26 protein-coding genes are annotated in these 18,932 nt (G+C 61.5%); 21 read left to right on the top strand and 5 right to left on the bottom strand.

The genetic code is table 11. The features are described from left to right. From EGH21_RS24870 to EGH21_RS18640, 15 genes are all read left to right on the top strand, one after another. Positions 1-158, top strand: a 158-nt coding sequence (locus EGH21_RS24870; protein WP_483867062.1) for a DUF7967 family protein, incomplete at its 5' end; no start/stop codon positions are given. Positions 159-219: 61 nt separating this feature from the next. Next, positions 220-969: a helix-turn-helix domain-containing protein gene (locus tag EGH21_RS18705; RefSeq protein ID WP_006183449.1), complete on the top strand. Its 750-nt coding sequence runs from the start codon at positions 220-222 to the stop codon at positions 967-969. 60 nt (positions 970-1,029) lie between these two features. Further along, entirely contained in the window at positions 1,030-3,402 is a 2,373-nt protein-coding gene (locus tag EGH21_RS18700) for a heavy metal translocating P-type ATPase (protein ID WP_015299293.1), read from the top strand. 120 nt (positions 3,403-3,522) lie between these two features. After that, positions 3,523-3,945 carry a DUF8025 family protein gene (locus EGH21_RS18695; RefSeq protein ID WP_220619921.1) on the top strand — a complete coding sequence of 141 codons (423 nt, stop codon included), beginning with the start codon at positions 3,523-3,525 and terminating at the stop codon, positions 3,943-3,945. A 106-nt stretch (positions 3,946-4,051) separates the two neighbouring features. Further along, positions 4,052-4,543, top strand: coding sequence for a DUF7995 family protein (locus tag EGH21_RS18690; protein WP_220619932.1), 492 nt, complete (start codon positions 4,052-4,054; stop codon positions 4,541-4,543). A 3-nt stretch (positions 4,544-4,546) separates the two neighbouring features. Next, the gene (locus tag EGH21_RS18685; RefSeq protein ID WP_220619920.1) at positions 4,547-4,912 is read left to right on the top strand and encodes a DUF7568 family protein; all 366 of its coding nucleotides are present in this window, start codon (positions 4,547-4,549) and stop codon (positions 4,910-4,912) included. A gap of 77 nt (positions 4,913-4,989) precedes the next feature. Next, positions 4,990-5,385, top strand: a complete 396-nt coding sequence (locus tag EGH21_RS18680) for a DUF7567 family protein (RefSeq protein WP_220619919.1) — start codon at positions 4,990-4,992, stop codon at positions 5,383-5,385. A gap of 79 nt (positions 5,386-5,464) precedes the next feature. Further along, positions 5,465-5,869 (top strand): DUF6166 domain-containing protein, encoded by a 405-nt coding sequence (locus tag EGH21_RS18675; protein ID WP_220619918.1) that lies wholly within the window; start codon positions 5,465-5,467, stop codon positions 5,867-5,869. A gap of 19 nt (positions 5,870-5,888) precedes the next feature. Then, positions 5,889-6,167 (top strand): DUF7389 domain-containing protein, encoded by a 279-nt coding sequence (locus EGH21_RS18670; RefSeq protein ID WP_220619917.1) that lies wholly within the window; start codon positions 5,889-5,891, stop codon positions 6,165-6,167. Positions 6,168-6,207: 40 nt separating this feature from the next. After that, on the top strand, positions 6,208-6,873 hold the full coding sequence (locus EGH21_RS18665; protein ID WP_220619916.1) for a helix-turn-helix domain-containing protein: 666 nt from the start codon (positions 6,208-6,210) through the stop codon (positions 6,871-6,873). A 2-nt stretch (positions 6,874-6,875) separates the two neighbouring features. Continuing rightward, positions 6,876-7,394: a hypothetical protein gene (locus EGH21_RS18660; RefSeq protein ID WP_220619915.1), complete on the top strand. Its 519-nt coding sequence runs from the start codon at positions 6,876-6,878 to the stop codon at positions 7,392-7,394. 123 nt (positions 7,395-7,517) lie between these two features. Then, a complete protein-coding gene (locus tag EGH21_RS18655; RefSeq protein ID WP_220619914.1) occupies positions 7,518-7,736 on the top strand; it encodes a DUF8129 domain-containing protein in 219 nt (72 codons plus the stop codon). Between the two features lie 71 nt (positions 7,737-7,807). Next, positions 7,808-8,494 (top strand): DUF6166 domain-containing protein, encoded by a 687-nt coding sequence (locus tag EGH21_RS18650; protein WP_220619913.1) that lies wholly within the window; start codon positions 7,808-7,810, stop codon positions 8,492-8,494. Further along, on the top strand, positions 8,494-8,634 hold the full coding sequence (locus EGH21_RS18645) for a hypothetical protein (protein WP_220619912.1): 141 nt from the start codon (positions 8,494-8,496) through the stop codon (positions 8,632-8,634). The genes EGH21_RS18650 and EGH21_RS18645 overlap by 1 nt, the downstream gene beginning before the upstream one ends. Beyond that, on the top strand, positions 8,631-9,167 hold the full coding sequence (locus EGH21_RS18640) for a hypothetical protein (protein ID WP_220619911.1): 537 nt from the start codon (positions 8,631-8,633) through the stop codon (positions 9,165-9,167). Before EGH21_RS18645 ends, EGH21_RS18640 begins: the two co-directional genes overlap by 4 nt. Positions 9,168-9,343: 176 nt before the next feature. Here EGH21_RS18640 and EGH21_RS18635 read toward each other — a convergent pair whose 3' ends face one another. After that, the gene (locus EGH21_RS18635) at positions 9,344-9,688 is read right to left on the bottom strand and encodes a winged helix-turn-helix transcriptional regulator (protein ID WP_220619910.1); all 345 of its coding nucleotides are present in this window, start codon (positions 9,686-9,688) and stop codon (positions 9,344-9,346) included. Between the two features lie 78 nt (positions 9,689-9,766). Between EGH21_RS18635 and merA the strand changes: the two genes are divergently transcribed. Beyond that, entirely contained in the window at positions 9,767-11,221 is a 1,455-nt protein-coding gene (gene merA, locus EGH21_RS18630; RefSeq protein WP_220619909.1) for a mercury(II) reductase, read from the top strand. A 3-nt stretch (positions 11,222-11,224) separates the two neighbouring features. Here merA and EGH21_RS18625 read toward each other — a convergent pair whose 3' ends face one another. Further along, entirely contained in the window at positions 11,225-11,779 is a 555-nt protein-coding gene (locus EGH21_RS18625) for an ArsR/SmtB family transcription factor (protein ID WP_220619908.1), read from the bottom strand. 131 nt (positions 11,780-11,910) lie between these two features. Here EGH21_RS18625 and EGH21_RS18620 point away from each other — a divergent pair, with 131 nt between their 5' ends. Next, positions 11,911-14,187: a heavy metal translocating P-type ATPase gene (locus EGH21_RS18620; protein ID WP_220619907.1), complete on the top strand. Its 2,277-nt coding sequence runs from the start codon at positions 11,911-11,913 to the stop codon at positions 14,185-14,187. Here the strand turns inward: EGH21_RS18620 and EGH21_RS18615 are convergent. Continuing rightward, on the bottom strand, positions 14,184-14,390 hold the full coding sequence (locus EGH21_RS18615; RefSeq protein WP_137783042.1) for a heavy-metal-associated domain-containing protein: 207 nt from the start codon (positions 14,388-14,390) through the stop codon (positions 14,184-14,186). The genes EGH21_RS18620 and EGH21_RS18615 overlap by 4 nt on opposite strands. A gap of 132 nt (positions 14,391-14,522) precedes the next feature. Here EGH21_RS18615 and EGH21_RS18610 point away from each other — a divergent pair, with 132 nt between their 5' ends. From EGH21_RS18610 to EGH21_RS18595, 4 genes are all read left to right on the top strand, one after another. Continuing rightward, positions 14,523-14,738, top strand: coding sequence for a DUF8129 domain-containing protein (locus tag EGH21_RS18610; RefSeq protein WP_220619906.1), 216 nt, complete (start codon positions 14,523-14,525; stop codon positions 14,736-14,738). Between the two features lie 123 nt (positions 14,739-14,861). After that, positions 14,862-15,863, top strand: coding sequence for a DUF6610 family protein (locus EGH21_RS18605; RefSeq protein WP_220619905.1), 1,002 nt, complete (start codon positions 14,862-14,864; stop codon positions 15,861-15,863). A gap of 75 nt (positions 15,864-15,938) precedes the next feature. Next, positions 15,939-16,286, top strand: coding sequence for a DUF8013 domain-containing protein (locus tag EGH21_RS18600; RefSeq protein ID WP_119712848.1), 348 nt, complete (start codon positions 15,939-15,941; stop codon positions 16,284-16,286). Positions 16,287-16,373: 87 nt separating this feature from the next. Next, positions 16,374-17,303 carry an ArdC-like ssDNA-binding domain-containing protein gene (locus EGH21_RS18595; RefSeq protein WP_092893728.1) on the top strand — a complete coding sequence of 310 codons (930 nt, stop codon included), beginning with the start codon at positions 16,374-16,376 and terminating at the stop codon, positions 17,301-17,303. A 125-nt stretch (positions 17,304-17,428) separates the two neighbouring features. On the opposite strand, the gene EGH21_RS18590 is transcribed toward EGH21_RS18595, so the two are convergent. Both EGH21_RS18590 and EGH21_RS18585 read right to left on the bottom strand, forming a co-directional pair. Continuing rightward, positions 17,429-18,124 (bottom strand): nucleotidyltransferase domain-containing protein, encoded by a 696-nt coding sequence (locus tag EGH21_RS18590; RefSeq protein WP_092893729.1) that lies wholly within the window; start codon positions 18,122-18,124, stop codon positions 17,429-17,431. Continuing rightward, positions 18,121-18,792 (bottom strand): helix-turn-helix domain-containing protein, encoded by a 672-nt coding sequence (locus EGH21_RS18585; protein WP_119712850.1) that lies wholly within the window; start codon positions 18,790-18,792, stop codon positions 18,121-18,123. The genes EGH21_RS18590 and EGH21_RS18585 overlap by 4 nt, the downstream gene beginning before the upstream one ends. Between the last annotated feature and the right edge of the window lie 140 nt (positions 18,793-18,932).

Below are 18,932 nucleotides of genomic sequence, written 5' to 3'. Positions count from 1 at the left end.
GCGCACTCACGTCCTTCACCGACGTCCGAGATACGACAGCAGCAGTCGATGCTGAACCCGGCAATCTTGGCATGGTCGATGACCCCGACCTCCAGGAGCAATACGCGGCCGAAGCACAGCGAATGCAGGAGGTTCACGACCCGGACGACGTGATCTGATACCCGCCAGTAGACATCGCCCCAAGCCATGGGTTATGTCGTGGCAGGCCTTAGTCGGGGTATGCGCGAACTCGTCTTCGCTCTCGAATACGAGCCCGGCTGCAACAGGGTGGCGGACGCCCTCGCAGACCACCCCGACGCTCGCGTTCGTTCACTCTCGCTGCACGCCACTGCCGACCAGCTCTGGCGAGTCGACCATGCCACCGGCACTCCGGACGCACTCGACGCCATCGAGGACGCGTTTCGCAACAGCGACTACTACGCCGACTGTCTCGCCACCGAGGACTGCGGCGCAACCCAGACCACCCGTGTCCTCGACCGCACGGACGACACGCTCATCCTCTACTCCGACTGGGAGCGGACCCCTGCCTGTGCCTCAGTCCCCCACATCGCCCGCGACCACCTCGGCGACGGTGTGCTGTTCGAGACCCGTCACGAGGGCCGCCACTACACGTGGCGGCTCATTCACTCCGACGAGGGCGATGTGGCGGCGTTCTTCGATTCCCTCGGGGTTGCCGTCGGGGAATGCGCCCAGATGGAGATGCTCCGCACCGCGGATACGACGACATCAGCTGGGGGAGGCGACGGGACACCGAGCGGCCTGCCGCCAGCACAGGAGGCCGCACTCCAGGCCGCTGTCGAACACGGCTACTACGAGTCACCCCGCGAGGTCGACGTCGGCGAACTCGCCGAGCATCTCGACGTGCCACGGTCAACACTCACCTACCGACTCCGTCGGGCGGAAGAACATTTGGCGAAGCAACATGTCGCCGGCGAGCGGGTAGCGGAAGAACGGCTGGCATCGCACTGAGGGCCGCAGTTGGAATATTCCAACAAAGACATATGGAACTCCCACTCCTACCGTGAGGTAATGACAGAGAATCCGGACGCAGCAGGAGAAACGAGCGGCGGCGGACAGCGACGTGAGCTGACCGCCCGCCTCGCCGTTCCCGAGATGGACTGTCCCTCTTGCGCCCAAAAGGTGGACAAGAGCCTCCAGCGTGTCGACGGCATTACTGACGCCACGCTCCAGCCGACCACCGGCACGGCCAACGTCACGTACGACCCTGATCGGACTAGCGAAGCCGACGTAATCAAGGCGATTGAAGGCGCCGGCTACGAGGTCGTCGGGGGCTCGGACGCTGAGGGCGATGATGAGGACAACCAGGCGACCGACGGCGTCGACATCGCGCCACCATCGGAGGTCTGGACGAGTCCTCGCGCGAAGAAGACGTGGCTCGGCGCGGCGTTCGTCACGCTCGGCCTCCTCTTCGAATTCCTCCTCACCGGACAGAACGTCACGGTGGCGAGCGTCCTCGAGTACCCGCTCCACATCGCAGATGTCCTGTTCCTCGGCGCCGTCGCCGCCAGCGGCATCCCCGTCGTCCGTAGCGGGTACTACTCCGCGAAGAACCGAAGCCTCGACATCGACCTGCTGATGGGGACGGCGATCATCGCGGCGACCGGTATCGGCTACTTCGTCGAGGCCGCCACGCTGGCCGTCCTATTCAGCATCGCCGAGCTGCTCGAGGACTACGCGATGGACAGGGCACGGGACTCCCTGCGCGAGCTGATGGAACTCTCGCCCGACGAGGCGACCGTCCTTCGCGATGGTGAGGAAGTGACCGTTCCCGCCGAGGAGGTCGACGTTGGCGAGACCGTCGTCGTCCGCCCCGGCGACAAGATTCCGCTCGACGGAACGGTCATCGACGGCGAGAGTGCAGTCGACCAGTCGCCGATCACGGGCGAGAGCGTCCCCGTCGACAAGACTGCCGGCGACGAGGTCTACGCCGGCGCGATCAACGAAGAGGGGTACCTCGAGGTAGAGGTCACCTCGACCGCTGGCGATTCGACGCTCTCGCGCATCATCGAGATGGTACAGGGCGCACAGGCGAAGAAGACCGAGTCTGAGCAGTTCGTCGACCGCTTCTCCGGCTACTACACACCCCTCGTCGTCGTGCTGGCAATCCTGACCGCCGCTATCCCGCCGCTGGTTATCGCCGACCCCATCTCGGTGGACGTGGCCGGGTACGGGTTCACTTTCGCCGGCGACTGGCAGACCTGGTTCATCCGCGGGCTCACCCTGCTGGTAATCGCCTGCCCCTGTGCGTTCGTCATCTCCACACCCGTCTCGGTGGTGTCGGGCATCACCAGCGCCGCGAAGAACGGCGTCCTGATCAAGGGCGGCAACTACCTCGAAGCGATGGGCGAAGTCGATGCCGTCGCGCTCGACAAGACGGGGACGCTCACGAAGGGCGAACTCGCCGTCACCGATGTCGTCCCGGTCGGCGACACCACTGAGGATGATCTGCTCCGTCGCGCCGCCGGGCTGGAGCGGCGCAGTGAGCACCCCATCGCTGCGGCGATTCTCGCCCGTGCTGAGGAGGCGGGCGTGGGCGACCTGCCCGACCCGAGTGGCTTCGAGAGCCTCACGGGGAAGGGCATCCGGGGCGAGATCGACGGCGAGACGTACTATGCGGGCAAGCCCGCGCTCTTCGAGGAGCTGGGCTTCGACCTCGCTCGAGCACGCCGCGAGACAGACGGCGGCGTCGTGGCGGAAGAGGCGACCGAGGCCGACGACGGGGCGTTCGCCGAGGACGCGCTCACCTCACTGGAGCGGGAGGGCAAGACGGTCGTTATCGTCGGGACGGAGTCGGAACTGCTGGGTGCAATCGCCATCGCCGACGAGGTGCGCCCGGCCTCGAAGCGGGCTGTCGAACGCCTGCACGAGCTGGGCGTTGAGCGCGTGGTGATGCTGACCGGCGACAACGAGGGCACCGCCCGCGCCATCGCCGAGCAGGTCGGTGTCGATGAGTATCGCGCCGAACTCCTACCCGACGAGAAGGTCGACGCGGTCGAAGAGTTACAGGCGGAGTACGGGGAGGTCGCGATGGTCGGCGACGGCATCAACGACGCCCCCGCGCTCGCCACTGCGGAGGTCGGCATCGCGATGGGCGCCGCCGGCACCGACACCGCCCTCGAAACGGCTGATATTGCGTTGATGGGCGACGACATCGGGAAACTCCCGTACTTGTACGATCTGTCGCATACGGCCAACGGTGTGATCCGGCAGAACATCTGGGCCAGCCTCGGCGTGAAGCTCCTGCTCGCGCTAGGCGTGCCGCTGGGCCTGGTCAGCGTTGCGCTGGCAGTCGTTGTCGGAGATATGGGGATGAGCCTCGGCGTCACCGGGAACGCGATGCGGTTGTCCCGGATTGAGCCCGATCGAATCATCGACGCCTGACTCTGCGGCGGGAAGTGCGGGCAGGACGCTCTTCTTTCGGGACTTACCTCCGCTACATCGAGACAAGTTGTGGTTTGTCTGGGGCAGAAAGGACTGAGCCCCACCGTGGGCTCTGATTTGATGCGCGAGAATCCAGACGACGATCCATTCCACGATTGTGAGTTCGGTCCCGACGCAGTCCTCGGGACGCACACCTTCCACGATGTCCTGTTCACCGACGACACGGAAACCCCGGTAAACGTGCTCACCGGCGAGACGCCCGTACATTCGCAGGCGAGCGTCGAGGAAGCGAAGGCGTTCGCTGCGAGTATTGACACCGACACGCCACAGATCGCACTTCCGGCGTCAGTCGAAACGCAAATCGAGACGCAGAGCAAGCCCTACACTGCAGCTGCGTTCTTCCACTTCAAGGCGACGGGGTCGCTCGAACGACACCGTGCCTACCACGCCGCGTACGACTCGGATGCGTTCACCGTCGACTTCGAGGCCGACTACGAGTCTGGGGACCTGACCATCACTGTCGACCGAGCGAACGACTCCTAAGAATCGACCGCTAGATCAGGTTTTTCGAGCGCCGGCGATGGGTGCCGGCGCAGCAGGAGCAAGCGAGCAACGACTCCCGGTGCGTCGGCGCTTCGAGGTGTTCGAGATGCACATGGTCATTTACAGCCTGGTAGAAGCATCGACAGAAGACGAAGCACTATCCACCGGAAAGACGGTGTTCGACCGCCTGGTCGGCGCGGACCCACACGCTGGCGCAGTCTTCGACTACCACGTGACTTTTGATGAGGAAGACACGTCCGTTGCGGGGAAGGCCCGATGGGGTGAGTTGCCGACTGCAGCCCCCGTCGACTCCGACGATGGCCAAGACCTGCTTGAGCGTGGCTGGGAGGCGACGAAAGAGGAGTTCGAGCGGAATCTCGAACGGGTGAGGGAGGCACTTGACGAACTTTCCGATGAGGAGATCATGCGCGACGAAGAACTCGCTCGGCACGCCTTCCACCAGGTCGGCGCCTACGACGGGCCAACGATCTTCCTGTACAACGAATATGCGAACGGTATCCGTCACCGCGAGCAACTGGATCGAGTGCTGGAGGAGAGCGAGGAGCTCTGGATCGTGCCCGCCGACGTCCACTTCTAACAGATGTCCCGGATCACAAATTGGAAGCGCGAGAGCCGCACGCCCACACTCGCATACCGGAATACCGAGACCGGCGCTCGGGCGGTCTTACACCGAGCACCGGATTCGTACCGCTACAAGTGGCGTGGCGTAATCCTCGTCGACGGCTACCCAGTGTGGTCGCGGGGGTACGAGACGAAGGACGTGAAATCGTTCCGTGACGAGCTCCGTGACCGGCCAGCGCCCGAACTGAGTTGTCCCGAGTGTCTGAACAGCGACGTGGCAATCGGCGGAAAAACGGCTGACGGCGCGAAGGTTCAGCGCTGGGTCGAATGTCGGAGCTGTGGATACGAAGCATCCTCGAGAATCGTGTACGGCGCCGAGCGCTGATTGATGGGAACGTTTCTGCGGTGACGTTTATTTTGGGCCGGGATGGGTGGCCCGTCTCAATCGGGCCAGATCCACAGATGAGTCTGGGAGTCATCGACCGCCACAGCGAAGCACTGTTCGAGTTCCTCTGGTGTCCCGTCTGCGGGCACGAGGTATTCAGTCACATTCCGTTCGAAGGTGTGTTCTGCAAGAACTGCAACACGCAGGTCGAACTCCAAGAATCCCGAGAGACACGTGGCTACGAGGAGGCCGTCCTCGCCTGCTTCGACACCCACTCAACGTGGAACCTCCACGTCGACGAGAAGCTCCGTCGCGACCTACCCGATGGGTCGGCACGGGTGAAGATCCTCGGCGCACCAGGTGCCTACAAGGTCGACTGGTGGAGTCCAGCACCCGGTGATGACTGGGAGCCGGTCGAACGAGGCGAGTTCGACGATGTCGACGAACCAGCCGATATCTCCCATCTCGCGTAGGGGAAAGCAGGTCCTGTGGCTGTTTTTCACCCCCTGAGGGGTGCGGGGGTGCTCGAACGAGCAGCTCCCGAACAGACCGATGAGTAAACCTAGCGACACACACTCGCACGAACAGACACACCCAGCGAACGACTGCGAAATCGCCTACGTCGGGTATCGGCAGAGCGGGCGGGCTATCGTTGAGAAACGTCCCGGCCAAGAACGGCTCACGCCAGAGCGGAGTCTCGCGCTGGTGAACCACAGTCCCTCGGGATTCGAATGGGGATACGGTGGTAGTGGTCCGGCACAACTCGCGCTCGCACTCCTCCTCGATTACACGGATGACGAAGCGTTCGCTCTCGACCACTACCAGGCATTCAAAACCGAGGTCGTGAGCCAGCTGGGCTGCGCGGGGTCCGACGAGTACTGGCGACTCACCTCTAGCGAGATCGACGCAGCCCTTCGTGAGACGACTGGCGAGCCAGTCGCACCGACCATCAACTAACGATCACAAAGAGCAATCCATGGCAGAACCCACTCAGCAGTCGCACACGCCCGCCGAATCGACGGAGAACACTGAGCGACAGGCACCAACCGAGTACGTCGAGCGAAGCGATGTCGGCGTCTCACTCACCGTGAAGCTCACTCGCGGCACTGGCACCCGCGATCAGGACAAAATCGTGGCCAAAGCGAAAGGCAAGACGCTCGAAGATGCCCGCGAGGACATGGAAATCCTCCGGGAGTACATCCACGATCTTGCTGAGGACGCTCGCCAAATCCAGCCAGCAGATCTACACGAATAGTAATTCTTTTGGGTGTTGCACAGAATTGTGTAATCATAGGATGTACGAAGTATGCGGTGAAAAGGAACTCAAGGTCATCCTCGCGCTTGATCAAGGCGATTCCATCTCCGGCGTCGCGCGAAAGATCGACGAGAACCGCGAGACGATTCGGCGCGTCGTGAATCGCCTTGAGGAGGCGGACTACGTCGCGTACGATCATGGCCTCCAGCTCCTCGATCAGACGCTCCGCGACGTCGGTCTCGAGTTCCTGGCGGCCGCAGCAGACATCTCGCCGCCGTCGATCTCGGAGGCGTACGTCCTCCCGCAGTTCGCTGGCATGAACTACGCGTTCACCGCCATCGATGCGGTCTACGTCTGGACCCGCGGTGGCTACCAGGTCGCTCGCGACACAGAGGACTATCCGCTGTTCATCGCCGTCCACGAATCCGAACTCGACGCCTGGACGTCGTTCTTCAACCAATTCGGAATCCCGACTACAGAAGAGCGCCAGCCCGCTGACGATCTCGATGGCACCATCCAAGTCGTTCTGGAGCCACGGTCACAGATCGAGGCCGAGATGGTCGACGGACGGCCCGTCATCCCGCTTCAGGAAACCGTGGCGTTCGCAAACGAGTACTACGCGACCTTCGAGTCGGCACTCGATATGCTCGGCCGGATGTACGACGACATCGACACTGACGCAGCCTACCGGATGGAGCCAGCCTGAACATGAGTCAAGAAGACCGAAGCGAGGCACTCATCGAAGTGCTCGAAGAGCTGGAACAGTCCGATATCGGATTCGTCCTCGTTGGCGGCTACGCAATCAGTCAGTTCGAGGCGCGGTTCTCGACCGACCTCGACCGCCTCGGCTGCCGACAAACCAAGGCAGAGTGGTCGTTCGACTATCTGCGCACACACAGTTCTCCGACGACGATATCAGGCGGCACTCAGTCGACGACGGCACGAGCAGCCGACGGGGAAGTACTCGTCGCGGCCAAGCTCCATAGTGGTCGGAAAACGGATCTCGCTGACGTCCTCGCTGCGATCCCGTCGATCAACCTCGACATGGTCGAGACGCACCTGCATCGCGGCGATGCTGACGCCCTTCGTGATCAGCTCAGTGAGGCACAAACGTTCATCGAAGAGGGCGGGCTCGATCACCGCTTCAAGAGTATGTTCGGTCAATCATCAGCCTCGGCAGAGGATATCGAGACGCTGCTCGAATTCCTCAAGCGACAACAGGAGTGAGATAGCGCTCACTGTGACAGCAACAGCGGCGGTATCTGTGAGTGGCCGTCGCCGAAGTTGCGCTAGGACGGAAATGAGCAGGTGCTGTTTGTCGTCGCCTTGAGGGCGCGGAGGCGAACACCAGTGAGTGACTCATCAGATCAATCTGTAGAATCGGGTGGCCTAACACCAGAACAGCGTCTCGAACCACCGAACACGCGCCTCATTAACGCCGGTATCGTGACGATTCACGATATGGAGACGCTGCGAGCGTGTGTCGCCTACGAGAACACGAATCAGCAGCGTGTTCGGATTCTTCGCCAGCTCAAGCAGCAGGCCGACGAAATCCGCTCACAGGACTGAATCACTGCTCATGGAGGCTGTTTTTCACCCCCAGTAGGGGTGCGGGGTACTCGACCACCCGCGTTCGACACATGAAAACAGATCTGACCGACGGTCCCAGAACAGAAGTACAGACTGAGAGCGACCCCTGCCCGACGAACAGAGACCACGTCGAGTATGTGGGGATGCGCGTCGGCGACAGAGCGGTCGTACTCAACCTCACCGAACACGAACGACTCGCCCCCGACCGAAGCCTCGATCTCATACGACAGAGCCTGTCGGGATTCGAATGGGGCGACACTGGCAGTGGTTCGGCACAGCTCGCCTGTGAACTCCTCCTCGATTACTACGACGACGAAGCCGTCGCCTCCCAGCACTACATCCAATTTTGCGATGACGTGGTGAGCCAGCTGGAGTGCACTGGACCAGCTAATTGCTGGCATCTCACCGGCAACGACATCGAGGCTGCACTCGCTGACTGTAACGAGCACCACGCTCTCACGCCGGACGGTGGCATCCCGTCGTCGTCGCTACCGGCGAATTGGAGTGTCGTAAACCGAACAGATCGGACGGTCTTCCAGCGTCGAGACATCGACCACTACGTCGTCCTTGGCGAAGGGAGTACAGAGTGGCTGATCGTACTCTGTGCGCAGGGCGACAGAGCGTATCCCGCCCCGCTCGATCATCGAACCCTGCCGGTCGGAACTACTCCTGCTCCCGCCGTGCAGGAACTGGTCACTGAGAGCAACAACCTCGTCGAGCCGGAGGAAGAAGCCTGATGGAGACCCTTCGCCTCTCCCGAAGCGCATTCCAGCTCATCGGACGCCCTGTCGAGGCGCTGGAGCGCATCGGCCGGGAACTCAAACGATACAACGACCGGCACGAGCGAACAGCTGAGGAAGACACCGACGACTCATGACCAGCGAAGCGACTCTCGGTGAGTTCAAGGTCGAGGAGTCGTCCGGTGAGTCCCGCTCGCCCTCACTTGAAGAACGCCTTCTCACTCCGATCTCACCGTCCGTCGGACTACGGCTGATTCCCGGTCGAGGTGATTCACTCTATCTCCAGAACCGAGGCACGGAGCGGTACCTCTTCCGTGACGAACACGACCGGTGGTTCGTTCTCCAACCGTCCGCAAAAGACTCAGAAACGGCGTTCGTACGCTGGGTGTACCTCCCGAATGACAAACCCGAACGATTGGCGCGGGCAGCGCTTCGACGACGGACGGTGGTCGGCTACGACTACGTTCGGCGGGGGGCTGCTCCCACTCCAGTTAGATCGACGGTGACGGCAATGTTCGTTGCGGAACGCTGGCCCGAGACGACCTACGAGTGCGGATCGTGCGAGGCACTGTTCGACTCGGCACGAAACCACGCGCTCCACTGCTGGAACGCCCATCCGTGGGTACCGAACCCAGAGCAGGTACGTCGCCGACGTAGGGCCGACGAGTAAGTCAGAGAATCAAAGACAGGTGTCGAGACCATTCAAGAGAGTAACCAACAACGCTGGGATATCGGGGGAGCTGTTGGGTAAGTAGTAGTTGTTTTTGCGCCCGTGAGAGGGGCCCAAGGCGCATGACGAGAGTGATTCCAAGAGGCAATGAGCTGAAGCTCGAACTCCCTCATATCTCAGCTGTTCTCTGTTGCCCACTCAAGTAACGGTTCCAGGCGTGTTCGAACCTCGTCGCCGTCGTCCGTCAGCGCATACTCGACACGTGGCGGGATTTCGTTGTACTGCGTCCGTGAAACGAGACCCGCCTCCTCGAATTCGTCGAGGCGTTTCGAGATCGTGGACGTACTCGCGGTCGGGAGGTGCTCCTCAATCTCCGCGAACCGCAGTGCATCGTGTGCGCCGATGATGCTGACGAGTTGCATCGCGTATTTCCGGCTCAACGTGTCGATAACTCCTGTGAGCGGGCAGTAGCACGTGCCGTCGATATCGCACGCGGGCGCCGATGAAGTAGTATCTGCCATAGCTTCGTGGCCTCCAACCTACTCCATAGCTTCGGACTCTGGAGTATAAGAACTTCCTGTCGTAAAGTATCGGTATAGATGACTCACACCTCCGACTATGATCTCGTGATCCTCGGCGGCGGAGCCGCTGCCTTCGCCGCCATCACTGAAGCAAGCCGGCGGGACCTCTCGACGGCGATGGTGAATACGGGCTTGCCCATCGGCGGGACGTGCGTGAACGTCGGCTGTGTCCCGAGTAAGCATCTGCTCGCCGTCGCCGAGAGTAGTGCTGCAGCGTCGGAGAACCCCTTCGACGCCGTCACATATCCCGAAGAGCCGACTGTCGACTGGGCCGACGCCCTCGACGGCACCGGCGAACTCATCGAACGGTTCCGGCAGGAGAACTACGTCGACGTCGCTGAGCACTTCGAGACCGACATCTACGAGGGGTACGGCCAGCTGGTCGACGATACGACCATCGAGGTCGTCGACGGCGCCGACGAGGGCGCGCACATTACTGGGAAGAAGGCGCTCGTCGCGACGGGCAGTTCACCGTGGGCGCCGCCCATCGACGGGCTCGACGACGTCGACTACTACACGAGCGAGACCATCCTCGAGGAGGGCGACCTCCCCGAGAGCATCGTGATCCTTGGTGGCGGATACATCGCGCTGGAGTGGGGCCAGATCCTCCACCGTGTCGGCGTCGACGTAACCATCCTCCAGCGCTCCGGTCACGTGCTCTCAGATATGGAAGGTCAGCTCGGCCGGGAGATGCAACGAGCCTTCAATGAGGAGGAAATCGACGTCGTGACCAGTAACGACTTCCAGCAGGTTCAGGATGTGGCTACCGACAGTGGTGCTGACCCTGGTCAGAAGTGCGTCGCTGTGGAGACTGTCATCGAGGGCGAGGAGCAAGCGTTCACCGCAGAGGCGTTATTCGTCGCAACCGGCGTCCAGCCCAACAGCGAGGACATCGGCTTGGAAGCAGTCGGCGTCGAGACCGAATCCGATGGCGCGATTCGCGTCGACGAGCATTTCCAGACGACCAATCCCGACATCTACGCGGCTGGCGACGTGATCGGCGAGCCCGAACTGGAGACGGTCGCCGCCAAGGAGGGCAATCACGCCGTCAAGAACGCCTTCGGGGACGAGGGCGTCAGCATCGACTACGATGCAGTCCCCGCAGTCGTGTTCACCAGTCCCGAGGTAGCAGTCGTTGGGACAACTGAACGCGAATATATGGACGAACACGGTACCTGTTCCTGCCGGACGGTTCAGATGGAAGATGTCCCTCGGGCAAAGGCCGTCAAGAACACGGATGGACTCGTCCAGGTGGTGAAGCACCACGAGACCGACGAGATTGTTGGCGTCCACATGGTCGGCCCCCGCGCCGCCGACATGATCATGGAAGCCACGCTGGCTGTGAAGTTCGGTCTCACCGTCGACGACATCATCGATACTGTCCACCCGTTCCCGACGTTCTCCGAGGCGTTCAAACAAGCCTGTCAGGCCTTCCGCCGGGATACGTCCAAGATGAGCTGCTGTATCGAGTGAGCCTTAGTCGTCGGTCGAGAATACGTCGTCAAGTGTGCCGCTATCGCCTAATTCGATGAGGGCACGGTTCAGGAGTTCGCGAACGATGAACTCCTCGTAGTGCTGGGTGTCGCAGTACTCACAGGGCTTCATCTCGCGGGCGACCGCCTCGATCTCAGTACCGTGTTTCGTATACAGCGTCTCAATGAGGGATGCCAACTCCTCGGACGTGGTGGACTGCGCCCCCGCAAGGGTTTCGTCTGCTTCCTCCGGGAGCTCATAGGAGAAGACCCGCGTGTTCGACTTGTAGAACTTCCGCGTTCCGCCGCCGGCTTCCTCGAGCCGGGCGATCTCGATCATCCCCGCATCCTTCAGAACGTTCACGTGGTGGCGCACAGTCGTCTCAGCCTTCTCCTCACCGCGACGATGCAGTTCGTCGTGAATCTCTTCGATCGTCATTTCTTCGGCAGCGAGCATATCGAGAATCTTCGCCCGAACGTCGTTCTCCAACGCTTTCGCTTTCTCCGGGGCCGTCGTCACGACTTCACGGATCGGCACGTCGGATTCGAGGAGCGCCATTCTTGTGAGGACGTAGGGGAACGACGATAGTAAGAGTAACGCAACACACTCGACAGCAGTCTTAGTTATTCGATACCGCTATAGCTCTAGTCGTAATGGTTATCCAATTCGCTGGGTAACTAGCGACCACGATGGGAACAACACAGGAACAATTCAACGTCGGGGGGATGTCCTGCTCGTTCTGTGCCGAGAGCATCAAGAAGGCCTACAGCCGGACCGACGGCGTCGAGGACGTCGACGTGAGTCTCGCCCACGAGGAGGTCCTCGTTCAGTACGACGACAACATCCTGAGTGAAGTCGAAGTGAAGGGCACGCTCCGGGATCTCGGTTATACCATCCGCGACCCGGACAAAGCGAAGCGATACGAGCAACAGCAGGCCGAACTCGCCGACGGCAAGCACCGTCTCCTGCTCGCCGGCGGCGCGTCCATCGTCGTTGCCGCGCTGATGGGCTGGATGATCGTCGTGATGGGACGCTTCGAGTCGGCATCTCTCGTAATGGATCTGGTGACGCTGGGGCTGGCGCTGGGGACGATGTTCGTTCCTGGACGGTATATCAAACAGAAGGCGTTCCAGAGCCTGCGCCGGGGGATCTTCAACCAGCACGTCCTCCTGGAAGCGGGCGCGTTCGCCGGGCTCGTCGGTGGACTGCTTGGCCTGTTCGTGTTCCCGAGCTTCCCGACCGTCCACTTCTTCGCCGTTTCCGTGTTCATCACCACCTACCACATCCTCTCGGAGTACACCAGCCTCATCGTCCGCACGCGGGCTTCCCAAGCCGTCCAAGGCCTTCTCGACCTCCAGCCCGACACGGCACGCCGCATCGGTGAGGACGGTGACGTCGAGGAAGTCCCCCTCGACGGCCTCGACGTCGGCGACTACGTCCGGGTCAAGCCCGGCGAGAACATCCCTGTCGACGGTGAGGTCGTCGAGGGTAAATCCGCAGTCGACGAGTCGGTTGCCACCGGCGAGTCCATCCCCGAGGAGAAGGCCGAAGGCGACGAGGTGATCGGCGGCAGTGTCAACGAGACCGGGACGCTGCTCATCGAGGTAACTGCCACCGGCGAGGACGCATTTCTCAATCAAGTAGCCCGCGAAATCGAGGAAGCACGCGCTATGAAGCCCGGCATCATCCAGCTCGCCGACCGCGTGCTCAAGTACTTCGTCCCGGGCGTCTTGACGATCGCTGCACTCTCATTCCTCTTCTGGATGATCGCACCGCTCGCGTGGGGCGGAGGTCCGAACATCCAGCGCGGGGCGTTCGCAGCGCTGGCGGTCCTCGTGCTCGGCTATCCATGTGCGCTCGGGATGGCGACACCGCTCGCGCTAATTCGGGGCGGCGGGAAGGCCGCTGACCGAGGCATCCTGATGCGCTCCGGTGACGCCTTCCAGATTTTCCCCGACGTCGACCACATCGTGCTGGACAAGACTGGCACCATCACCGTTGGCGAACCCGCCGTCAGTGAGGTCGTCGCCTTGGGTGCCGACGAGGTGGATGTACTCACGACTGCGGCCAGTGCAGAGGCCTTCTCCGAGCACCCGCTCGCCGATGCGATCCTCGAGGCCGCCGACGAGCAAGATGTCGAGTACGCTGACCCCGATGCCTTCGGCTCCGTGACCGGCAAGGGCGTCCGGGCAACCGTGGCCAGCGACGACGTACTGGTCGGGAAACCGGGATGGCTCAGCGACGAGGGAATCGACCTGTCGAAGGGAGACGCCGATATTGAGCGACTCCAAGGCCGCGGCCTCACCGTTGCTGGAGTTGTTCGTGGCGGTGACCTCATCGGCCTGATCGGCATCGGCGACGAAATCAAAGCCGATGCCGCCGAGACGATCCGGCGGATGCGCGACGCCGACATCACGCCCGTGATGATCACCGGCGACAACGAACGCACCGCGAACGCGGTCGCCAAAGAGATCGGCATCGGCCGGGTTATGGCCGACGTCCTCCCTGACGAGAAACGCGAGGAGATCGGGCGCCTGCAGGAAGCCGACCACCGCGTGGCGATGGTCGGCGATGGCATCAACGACGCTCCTGCACTCACGCAGGCGGACATCGGCATCGCCATCGGCGCTGGGACCGACATCGCCATCGAGTCGGCGGATATCGTCCTGATGGGTGACCGGCTTGGTGGCGTGATGGACGCCTACGAGATCGGGAAAGAGAGCTACCGGAAGACCCGCCAGAACCTCGCGACGGCCTTCGCGTTCAACGGGGTCGGTGTCGCCGCCGCGACGACCGGGCTCGTCCACCCAGTGTTCGCGATGCTCGCGATGGTGCTGTCTGTCTCGGCCGTCCTCGCCAACAGCTTCGCTGGTCAGCTCCTCTCGGGCGAGGGTGTCAACACCAAATTCGCCCTCGACGAACGCACCGACGGCGAGCGGGAAGACGGCCGAGCGGCGGCCGATTAGGCCTTGACGTCGTAGCCAGCCTGTTCGATTGCCGCGTTCACGTCGTCGTCTGCGACTCCATCCTCGAGAACCACGTCGACCGTGTCAGCTTCGTGGTCGGCCTCGACCCGACTCACACCGTCGAGGTTTCGCAGGGCGGTCTCCACGTTCTGTTCGCACCCGTTGCACGACATCCCGGTGACGGAGATCGTCTTTCGCTCCATACGGGCCTGTAAACACTCGCGGGGAATGACCATTACGGTAGCTGTTATACCGGTATTATCTCTATTAGAGATGAGGCGTTATCGTCCGGAGAGTTGTTTGTGTCGGCCTCAAAGGGGTGAAGGCTCTTTGAGATGGGGTCCACTGACGACAAAGAGAGCGACGAATTCCCGCCAGAGAAGCGGCTTGAAGCACCGAACACGCGCCTAATCAAGGCCGGGATCAAGACGATTCCGGATATGGAGACACTCCGAGAGTGTGTTGCCTACGAGAACGCGCACCAGAATCGGACGCAGATTCTGCACCGGCTCAAGTGGAAAGCTGAAGAGTTACGTGAGGACGAAGGGTAAGCGCTGTTCTTAACCAACACACTCCGCGTGAGTTTCCCTATTGTTGGTTAATGTGCTGTGCCGCGGTTTTTCGGGCCCCTGAATGGGCGCGGGGCGACCAACAGCCGCCTCGCGAGTTCCGTTATGTCCCTCGATTTGAGTTCAGACTCCAGCACGGCTAGCGACATCGCTGTCGCCAGACAAGCGGACCATGTGGCGTTCCTCCATCGGGCCCCATTCGTCGCCGATGCTCTAGCCCTCGGATTTCTCCCCGGATTTCGGGAAGACTGTGGGTATCAGACGGATCAGTACCTGGACCTCGATATTCCCGTCGGGATGCTCGACAACGATTTCCGGAATCCCGATCTGGAGCGGTTCGTCGACCGCTTCTTCGAGTACGAACCAGAGGTCGGGGTCATCGGGGACGTCGACGAGATCGACGACGTCGACGCCCACGTCGCTGCTGCCCGTGAGATCCAAGCAAGCTACCCCGAGGCCGAGCTCATCATCGTCCCGAAGTCTAGAGCGGTGATCGACGCGATTCCTGAGGGTCTCGTCCTCGGGTATTCACGAGGATACGCCGACCGCCTGGCCCACGAGTTCTCCGACCCTGCCGATTGGAGAGGGCGGCGCGTCCACATCCTCGGCGGGAGTCCGCCCAAGCAGCTCCACGCCATTCGACAGCTGACCAGGCCGACACTCACCGACGAGCCACCAGCCGACATCGTCGGCGTTGACTGGAACGGACTCCATCGTGGCGCACAGTTCGGTGAGTTCTGGACGGCTGACGGCTGGGACGACAGCGGTCGCAACGCCGACCACGTCACCGTGCGAAAGACGGTGCGCCATAGTCTCGCTCGCATCCGCGAGTTCTGGCAGTCACATGGGATCTGGCCCGAGACGACACCAGAGGACGCTGGGTTACACTTCGAGTACGAGGGACCGAGTCCTGCCGATCTCGAAAAGGGAGCTTGCACCGAATGCGGAGCGAACGTCTGGCGAACACGTCGCGGCCCCTTCGTCGCTGAATACGATACCGGTGCAGTCTGTGGGTACTGCAGTTACGAGTGCTACTTCACCCATCGCCATCGGAAGGACCTCGAGGAGATCGCTGGCGAACAGAGTGTCTACATCCCCCCAGCGTGACGCAGCGTGCTGTTTTTCGAGCCCGGGGAGGGGGCGGAGGCTCGGTCGTGAGCCTTCGTCCAGAGGTGACTTTCCGTGAGCCAGCAACAAACTGTAGACGACGTTTCAGTCGATGAGATCCCGATCGATATCTCGAACACCCAGTCCGGAGAGATAGAACCAGCCGACGTGCCCGGAGAAATCGAGTCGATAACCCGTGGTTTAGCAAGCGAACAGCCCCCGACGAACCCACTGGTCGTCCTCAAGGCGGGTCGCTGGTGGTACATTCACGGCAAGGGCGGAACAGATCCTGCCTTCCGGTGGGCTATCGAGTGGGCACGTCATCTGGCGACCGACACGCCTAGCGACGTCGAGCGGTTCGACGAATTCCTCAAGTACCTCGTCACGGTCGGCTTCGCTGACGAGACCCACGAACTCCGATAACCGAGAGGGTGGTTTTTGTTCGCCCCCGAAGGGGTGCGGCGCGTTCTGAACTGATGCAGTCCCGGTAAACTCGATTCGGTGAACACAATGGCTACGACCAGTAATTCGTCGGTTTCCTTCGAGGAGACCGACACGCGAGATGACGAGATGAACAGCACCATCGAACAGTGGATCGACGACCTCGCCGCCGGCGTCGACGACGCGCAGGCTAGCGCGGAGTTCCAGGAGTGGCTTGACGTCCAGAGTCGATTCCACGACTACTCGTATCGGAACACGCTCCTCATCAAGCGCCAGTGTCCCGAGGCAACCCGCGTGGCGGGCTACAATACGTGGAGATCGGAGTTCGACCGGCACGTCCAAGAGGGCGAACAGGCGATCTGGATCTGGGCACCGATCATCACCAAGCAATGTCCGGAGTGCGAGAATTCGCCGAGTTACCACGAGCAAAGCGACTGTGACTATGACGAGACGCCACCCGAGGAGTGGTCCAAAGGACTGGTTGGATTCAAACCAACAGCAGTCTTCGATGTGTCTCAAACCGAGGGCGAACCGCTCCCCGAGTTGGAAACCGAGGCCACTGGTAACGCCGACGACCTGGTGCCAGCGCTCCTTGATGCGGCAGCTACGCTCGATGTCGACGTCCGCGTCGTCGACGCTGCTGAGTGGGAGCATGGCGACGCGAAAGGCGTCTGCAAACACCGGAATCTCCACGAGTTCCAACCCGTCGTCGAAGCGAAAGCCCGCTCGAATCAGGCCGATCTCGCCGTGACGCTGATTCACGAGTACGCCCACGCACTGCTCCATTTCGATGTCGACGACGAACCCGAGCGTGCAAAACGCGAGATCGAAGCCGAAGCTGTTGCGTACATCGTCGGGCGGTATTTCGACCTGGATACGAGCGGTTCAGCGTTCTATCTTGCCGCGTGGCAGGACGACGATGCGGAGAGCATTCAGGAGCGTCTCGGCCGGATCAGTTCGACCGCTCAGGAGATCATCGACACAGTTGTAGAGGGCTGAACACCCCCTTCCCGGCTGTTAACCAACGCTGGAGGGTACTCTGTCGACATTGTTGGTTAATTCGTTCCGCGTCCCGATCCCGTGTGTTTCGATCGGTCCCGAGACATACCCATCGACAGTCGATGTTATCGTTCAGAATCGATTCGGCGCTGCTGGTCACGAAGGAACTCAACGACGGCATCGATATCCTGTTCGGGAACCGTTTGCTGTTCGAAGACTCCTTTGAATGCATCTGCGAAATCCTCCGACGTGAGGCGGTTGAGGACAGTCTCGATGCGACCAGCGAGCTTCTCGGACTCTCCGCGATGCAGATGAGTCGCGATCCGGTCGAAATCTGCGCCAGCAGCCAGCACCACCAGATCCCGAGAGTCTGCCTTGCGGCCACTGTGGAGTTTCACCGCGAACAGCAACTCCCGTTCCGGAATCCTGGCTGTTACCGGGCGTCCGGTTCGCAGTTCCTCGGTGACAGAGTGCTGGGCCAGATAGCGATACGACCATTCAGCTTCCGTCTGGCGACAGCCCAGCGCGTCCACCATCGCGTCGAACTGAACCGGATTCCCGATATCTTTCGTAAACCGGATAGTCCGGCCCTCGTAGAGTTCGTTTCGCTCGACATCGGCCGTTTTCTCGTAGCCGCGGTCGGTGAGAAGGTCCGTGTAGTCGTCGACCGCTTGGGCCGGAATGACGACGTCGACGTCCGTGGTAAAGCGTTGATTGAACGCCGCGATCGCCCACCCACCGACGAGCACGTACGGCAGGTCAGCGTCGATGACTGCCTCCAGCGTATCCAGTAGTTCGTCTTCGCGTTCACCGAGGCTCATGCATTGAGACGCGGATCCTCGTGGGACGCGTCGATATCGCGGTCGTACTCGTCGGCGATCATCTCCAACGCCGGCTCGTAGTTCACCCGGTACTCCAACATGTGCTCGATTGCCTCATCTAACGGAATGACCGGATTGCCGTCGACCCACTCGCGAGTGATCTCCCCACTCGTCGGGAACAACACGTACGAGACGGTGGCGTCGTAGTCGGTCGCGTCCGGCCGCTCTTCGATCCGGCTCGGAATCCCGAACTCATCAAAGAACGCCGTCCACCGTCCGATATCCCGGTCGGCGACCTGGATGAAGATCGGGTAGTCGTCGTGGCCGCGGGCGATCTGATAGCCGCCGTGGGTCCAGACGTAGACGGCGTCGATTTTCGTGTACGCAAAAGGCATCCCGGCGAAGTGCGGAATGACGTAGCCGTCGTCGATCGAGGGGGGAACAGCGCGAGAGATGGCCGCGACGAGATCGTAGTAGCGATCCCTGACAGCGTAATTCTCGATGTAGACGCCGTCCTCACGTCGGATGAAGCCTGCGTCCTCCAACCGCTCGATCCAGTCGTAGACCCACGAGTAGGAGCCGTCGATCTTCTGGGCGATTCGCCGGATCGAGTCGCCCGGCCGGGCCGCGACCATGATCTTCGCCGCGGTCTCGTCGACGTACTCCATCATCGCTAGTTATCGGTATCGCATCTAACTGTATTAGTCTTGTCCCCCGTATTCCCGATAGAGTTATCTCTATACAGATATACTATTCTTGGTTCCGGTAGTCCGATCCGGCGCAGCATTCGAGCAGAGAGGGGTTAACC

It is taken from the genome of Haloarcula rubra (assembly GCF_019599465.1).
GTDB lineage: Archaea > Halobacteriota > Halobacteria > Halobacteriales > Haloarculaceae > Haloarcula > Haloarcula rubra.
This window is presented reverse-complemented; position numbering and strand designations above follow the sequence as displayed.

What these genes read in the sequence shown, in the direction of transcription:
- EGH21_RS18705 (WP_006183449.1), top strand. Translation starts at nt 220, where the DNA reads ATGCGCGAACTCGTCTTCGCTCTCGAATACGAGCCCGGCTGCAACAGG.
- EGH21_RS18700 (WP_015299293.1), top strand. Translation starts at nt 1,030, where the DNA reads ATGACAGAGAATCCGGACGCAGCAGGAGAAACGAGCGGCGGCGGACAG.
- EGH21_RS18695 (WP_220619921.1), top strand. Translation starts at nt 3,523, where the DNA reads ATGCGCGAGAATCCAGACGACGATCCATTCCACGATTGTGAGTTCGGT.
- EGH21_RS18690 (WP_220619932.1), top strand. Translation starts at nt 4,052, where the DNA reads ATGCACATGGTCATTTACAGCCTGGTAGAAGCATCGACAGAAGACGAA.
- EGH21_RS18685 (WP_220619920.1), top strand. Translation starts at nt 4,547, where the DNA reads ATGTCCCGGATCACAAATTGGAAGCGCGAGAGCCGCACGCCCACACTC.
- EGH21_RS18680 (WP_220619919.1), top strand. Translation starts at nt 4,990, where the DNA reads ATGAGTCTGGGAGTCATCGACCGCCACAGCGAAGCACTGTTCGAGTTC.
- EGH21_RS18675 (WP_220619918.1), top strand. Translation starts at nt 5,465, where the DNA reads ATGAGTAAACCTAGCGACACACACTCGCACGAACAGACACACCCAGCG.
- EGH21_RS18670 (WP_220619917.1), top strand. Translation starts at nt 5,889, where the DNA reads ATGGCAGAACCCACTCAGCAGTCGCACACGCCCGCCGAATCGACGGAG.
- EGH21_RS18665 (WP_220619916.1), top strand. Translation starts at nt 6,208, where the DNA reads ATGTACGAAGTATGCGGTGAAAAGGAACTCAAGGTCATCCTCGCGCTT.
- EGH21_RS18660 (WP_220619915.1), top strand. Translation starts at nt 6,876, where the DNA reads ATGAGTCAAGAAGACCGAAGCGAGGCACTCATCGAAGTGCTCGAAGAG.
- EGH21_RS18650 (WP_220619913.1), top strand. Translation starts at nt 7,808, where the DNA reads ATGAAAACAGATCTGACCGACGGTCCCAGAACAGAAGTACAGACTGAG.
- EGH21_RS18645 (WP_220619912.1), top strand. Translation starts at nt 8,494, where the DNA reads ATGGAGACCCTTCGCCTCTCCCGAAGCGCATTCCAGCTCATCGGACGC.
- EGH21_RS18640 (WP_220619911.1), top strand. Translation starts at nt 8,631, where the DNA reads ATGACCAGCGAAGCGACTCTCGGTGAGTTCAAGGTCGAGGAGTCGTCC.
- EGH21_RS18635 (WP_220619910.1), bottom strand. Translation starts at nt 9,688, where the DNA reads ATGGCAGATACTACTTCATCGGCGCCCGCGTGCGATATCGACGGCACG.
- merA (WP_220619909.1), top strand. Translation starts at nt 9,767, where the DNA reads ATGACTCACACCTCCGACTATGATCTCGTGATCCTCGGCGGCGGAGCC.
- EGH21_RS18625 (WP_220619908.1), bottom strand. Translation starts at nt 11,779, where the DNA reads ATGGCGCTCCTCGAATCCGACGTGCCGATCCGTGAAGTCGTGACGACG.
- EGH21_RS18620 (WP_220619907.1), top strand. Translation starts at nt 11,911, where the DNA reads ATGGGAACAACACAGGAACAATTCAACGTCGGGGGGATGTCCTGCTCG.
- EGH21_RS18615 (WP_137783042.1), bottom strand. Translation starts at nt 14,390, where the DNA reads ATGGAGCGAAAGACGATCTCCGTCACCGGGATGTCGTGCAACGGGTGC.
- EGH21_RS18610 (WP_220619906.1), top strand. Translation starts at nt 14,523, where the DNA reads ATGGGGTCCACTGACGACAAAGAGAGCGACGAATTCCCGCCAGAGAAG.
- EGH21_RS18605 (WP_220619905.1), top strand. Translation starts at nt 14,862, where the DNA reads ATGTCCCTCGATTTGAGTTCAGACTCCAGCACGGCTAGCGACATCGCT.
- EGH21_RS18595 (WP_092893728.1), top strand. Translation starts at nt 16,374, where the DNA reads ATGGCTACGACCAGTAATTCGTCGGTTTCCTTCGAGGAGACCGACACG.
- EGH21_RS18590 (WP_092893729.1), bottom strand. Translation starts at nt 18,124, where the DNA reads ATGAGCCTCGGTGAACGCGAAGACGAACTACTGGATACGCTGGAGGCA.
- EGH21_RS18585 (WP_119712850.1), bottom strand. Translation starts at nt 18,792, where the DNA reads ATGGAGTACGTCGACGAGACCGCGGCGAAGATCATGGTCGCGGCCCGG.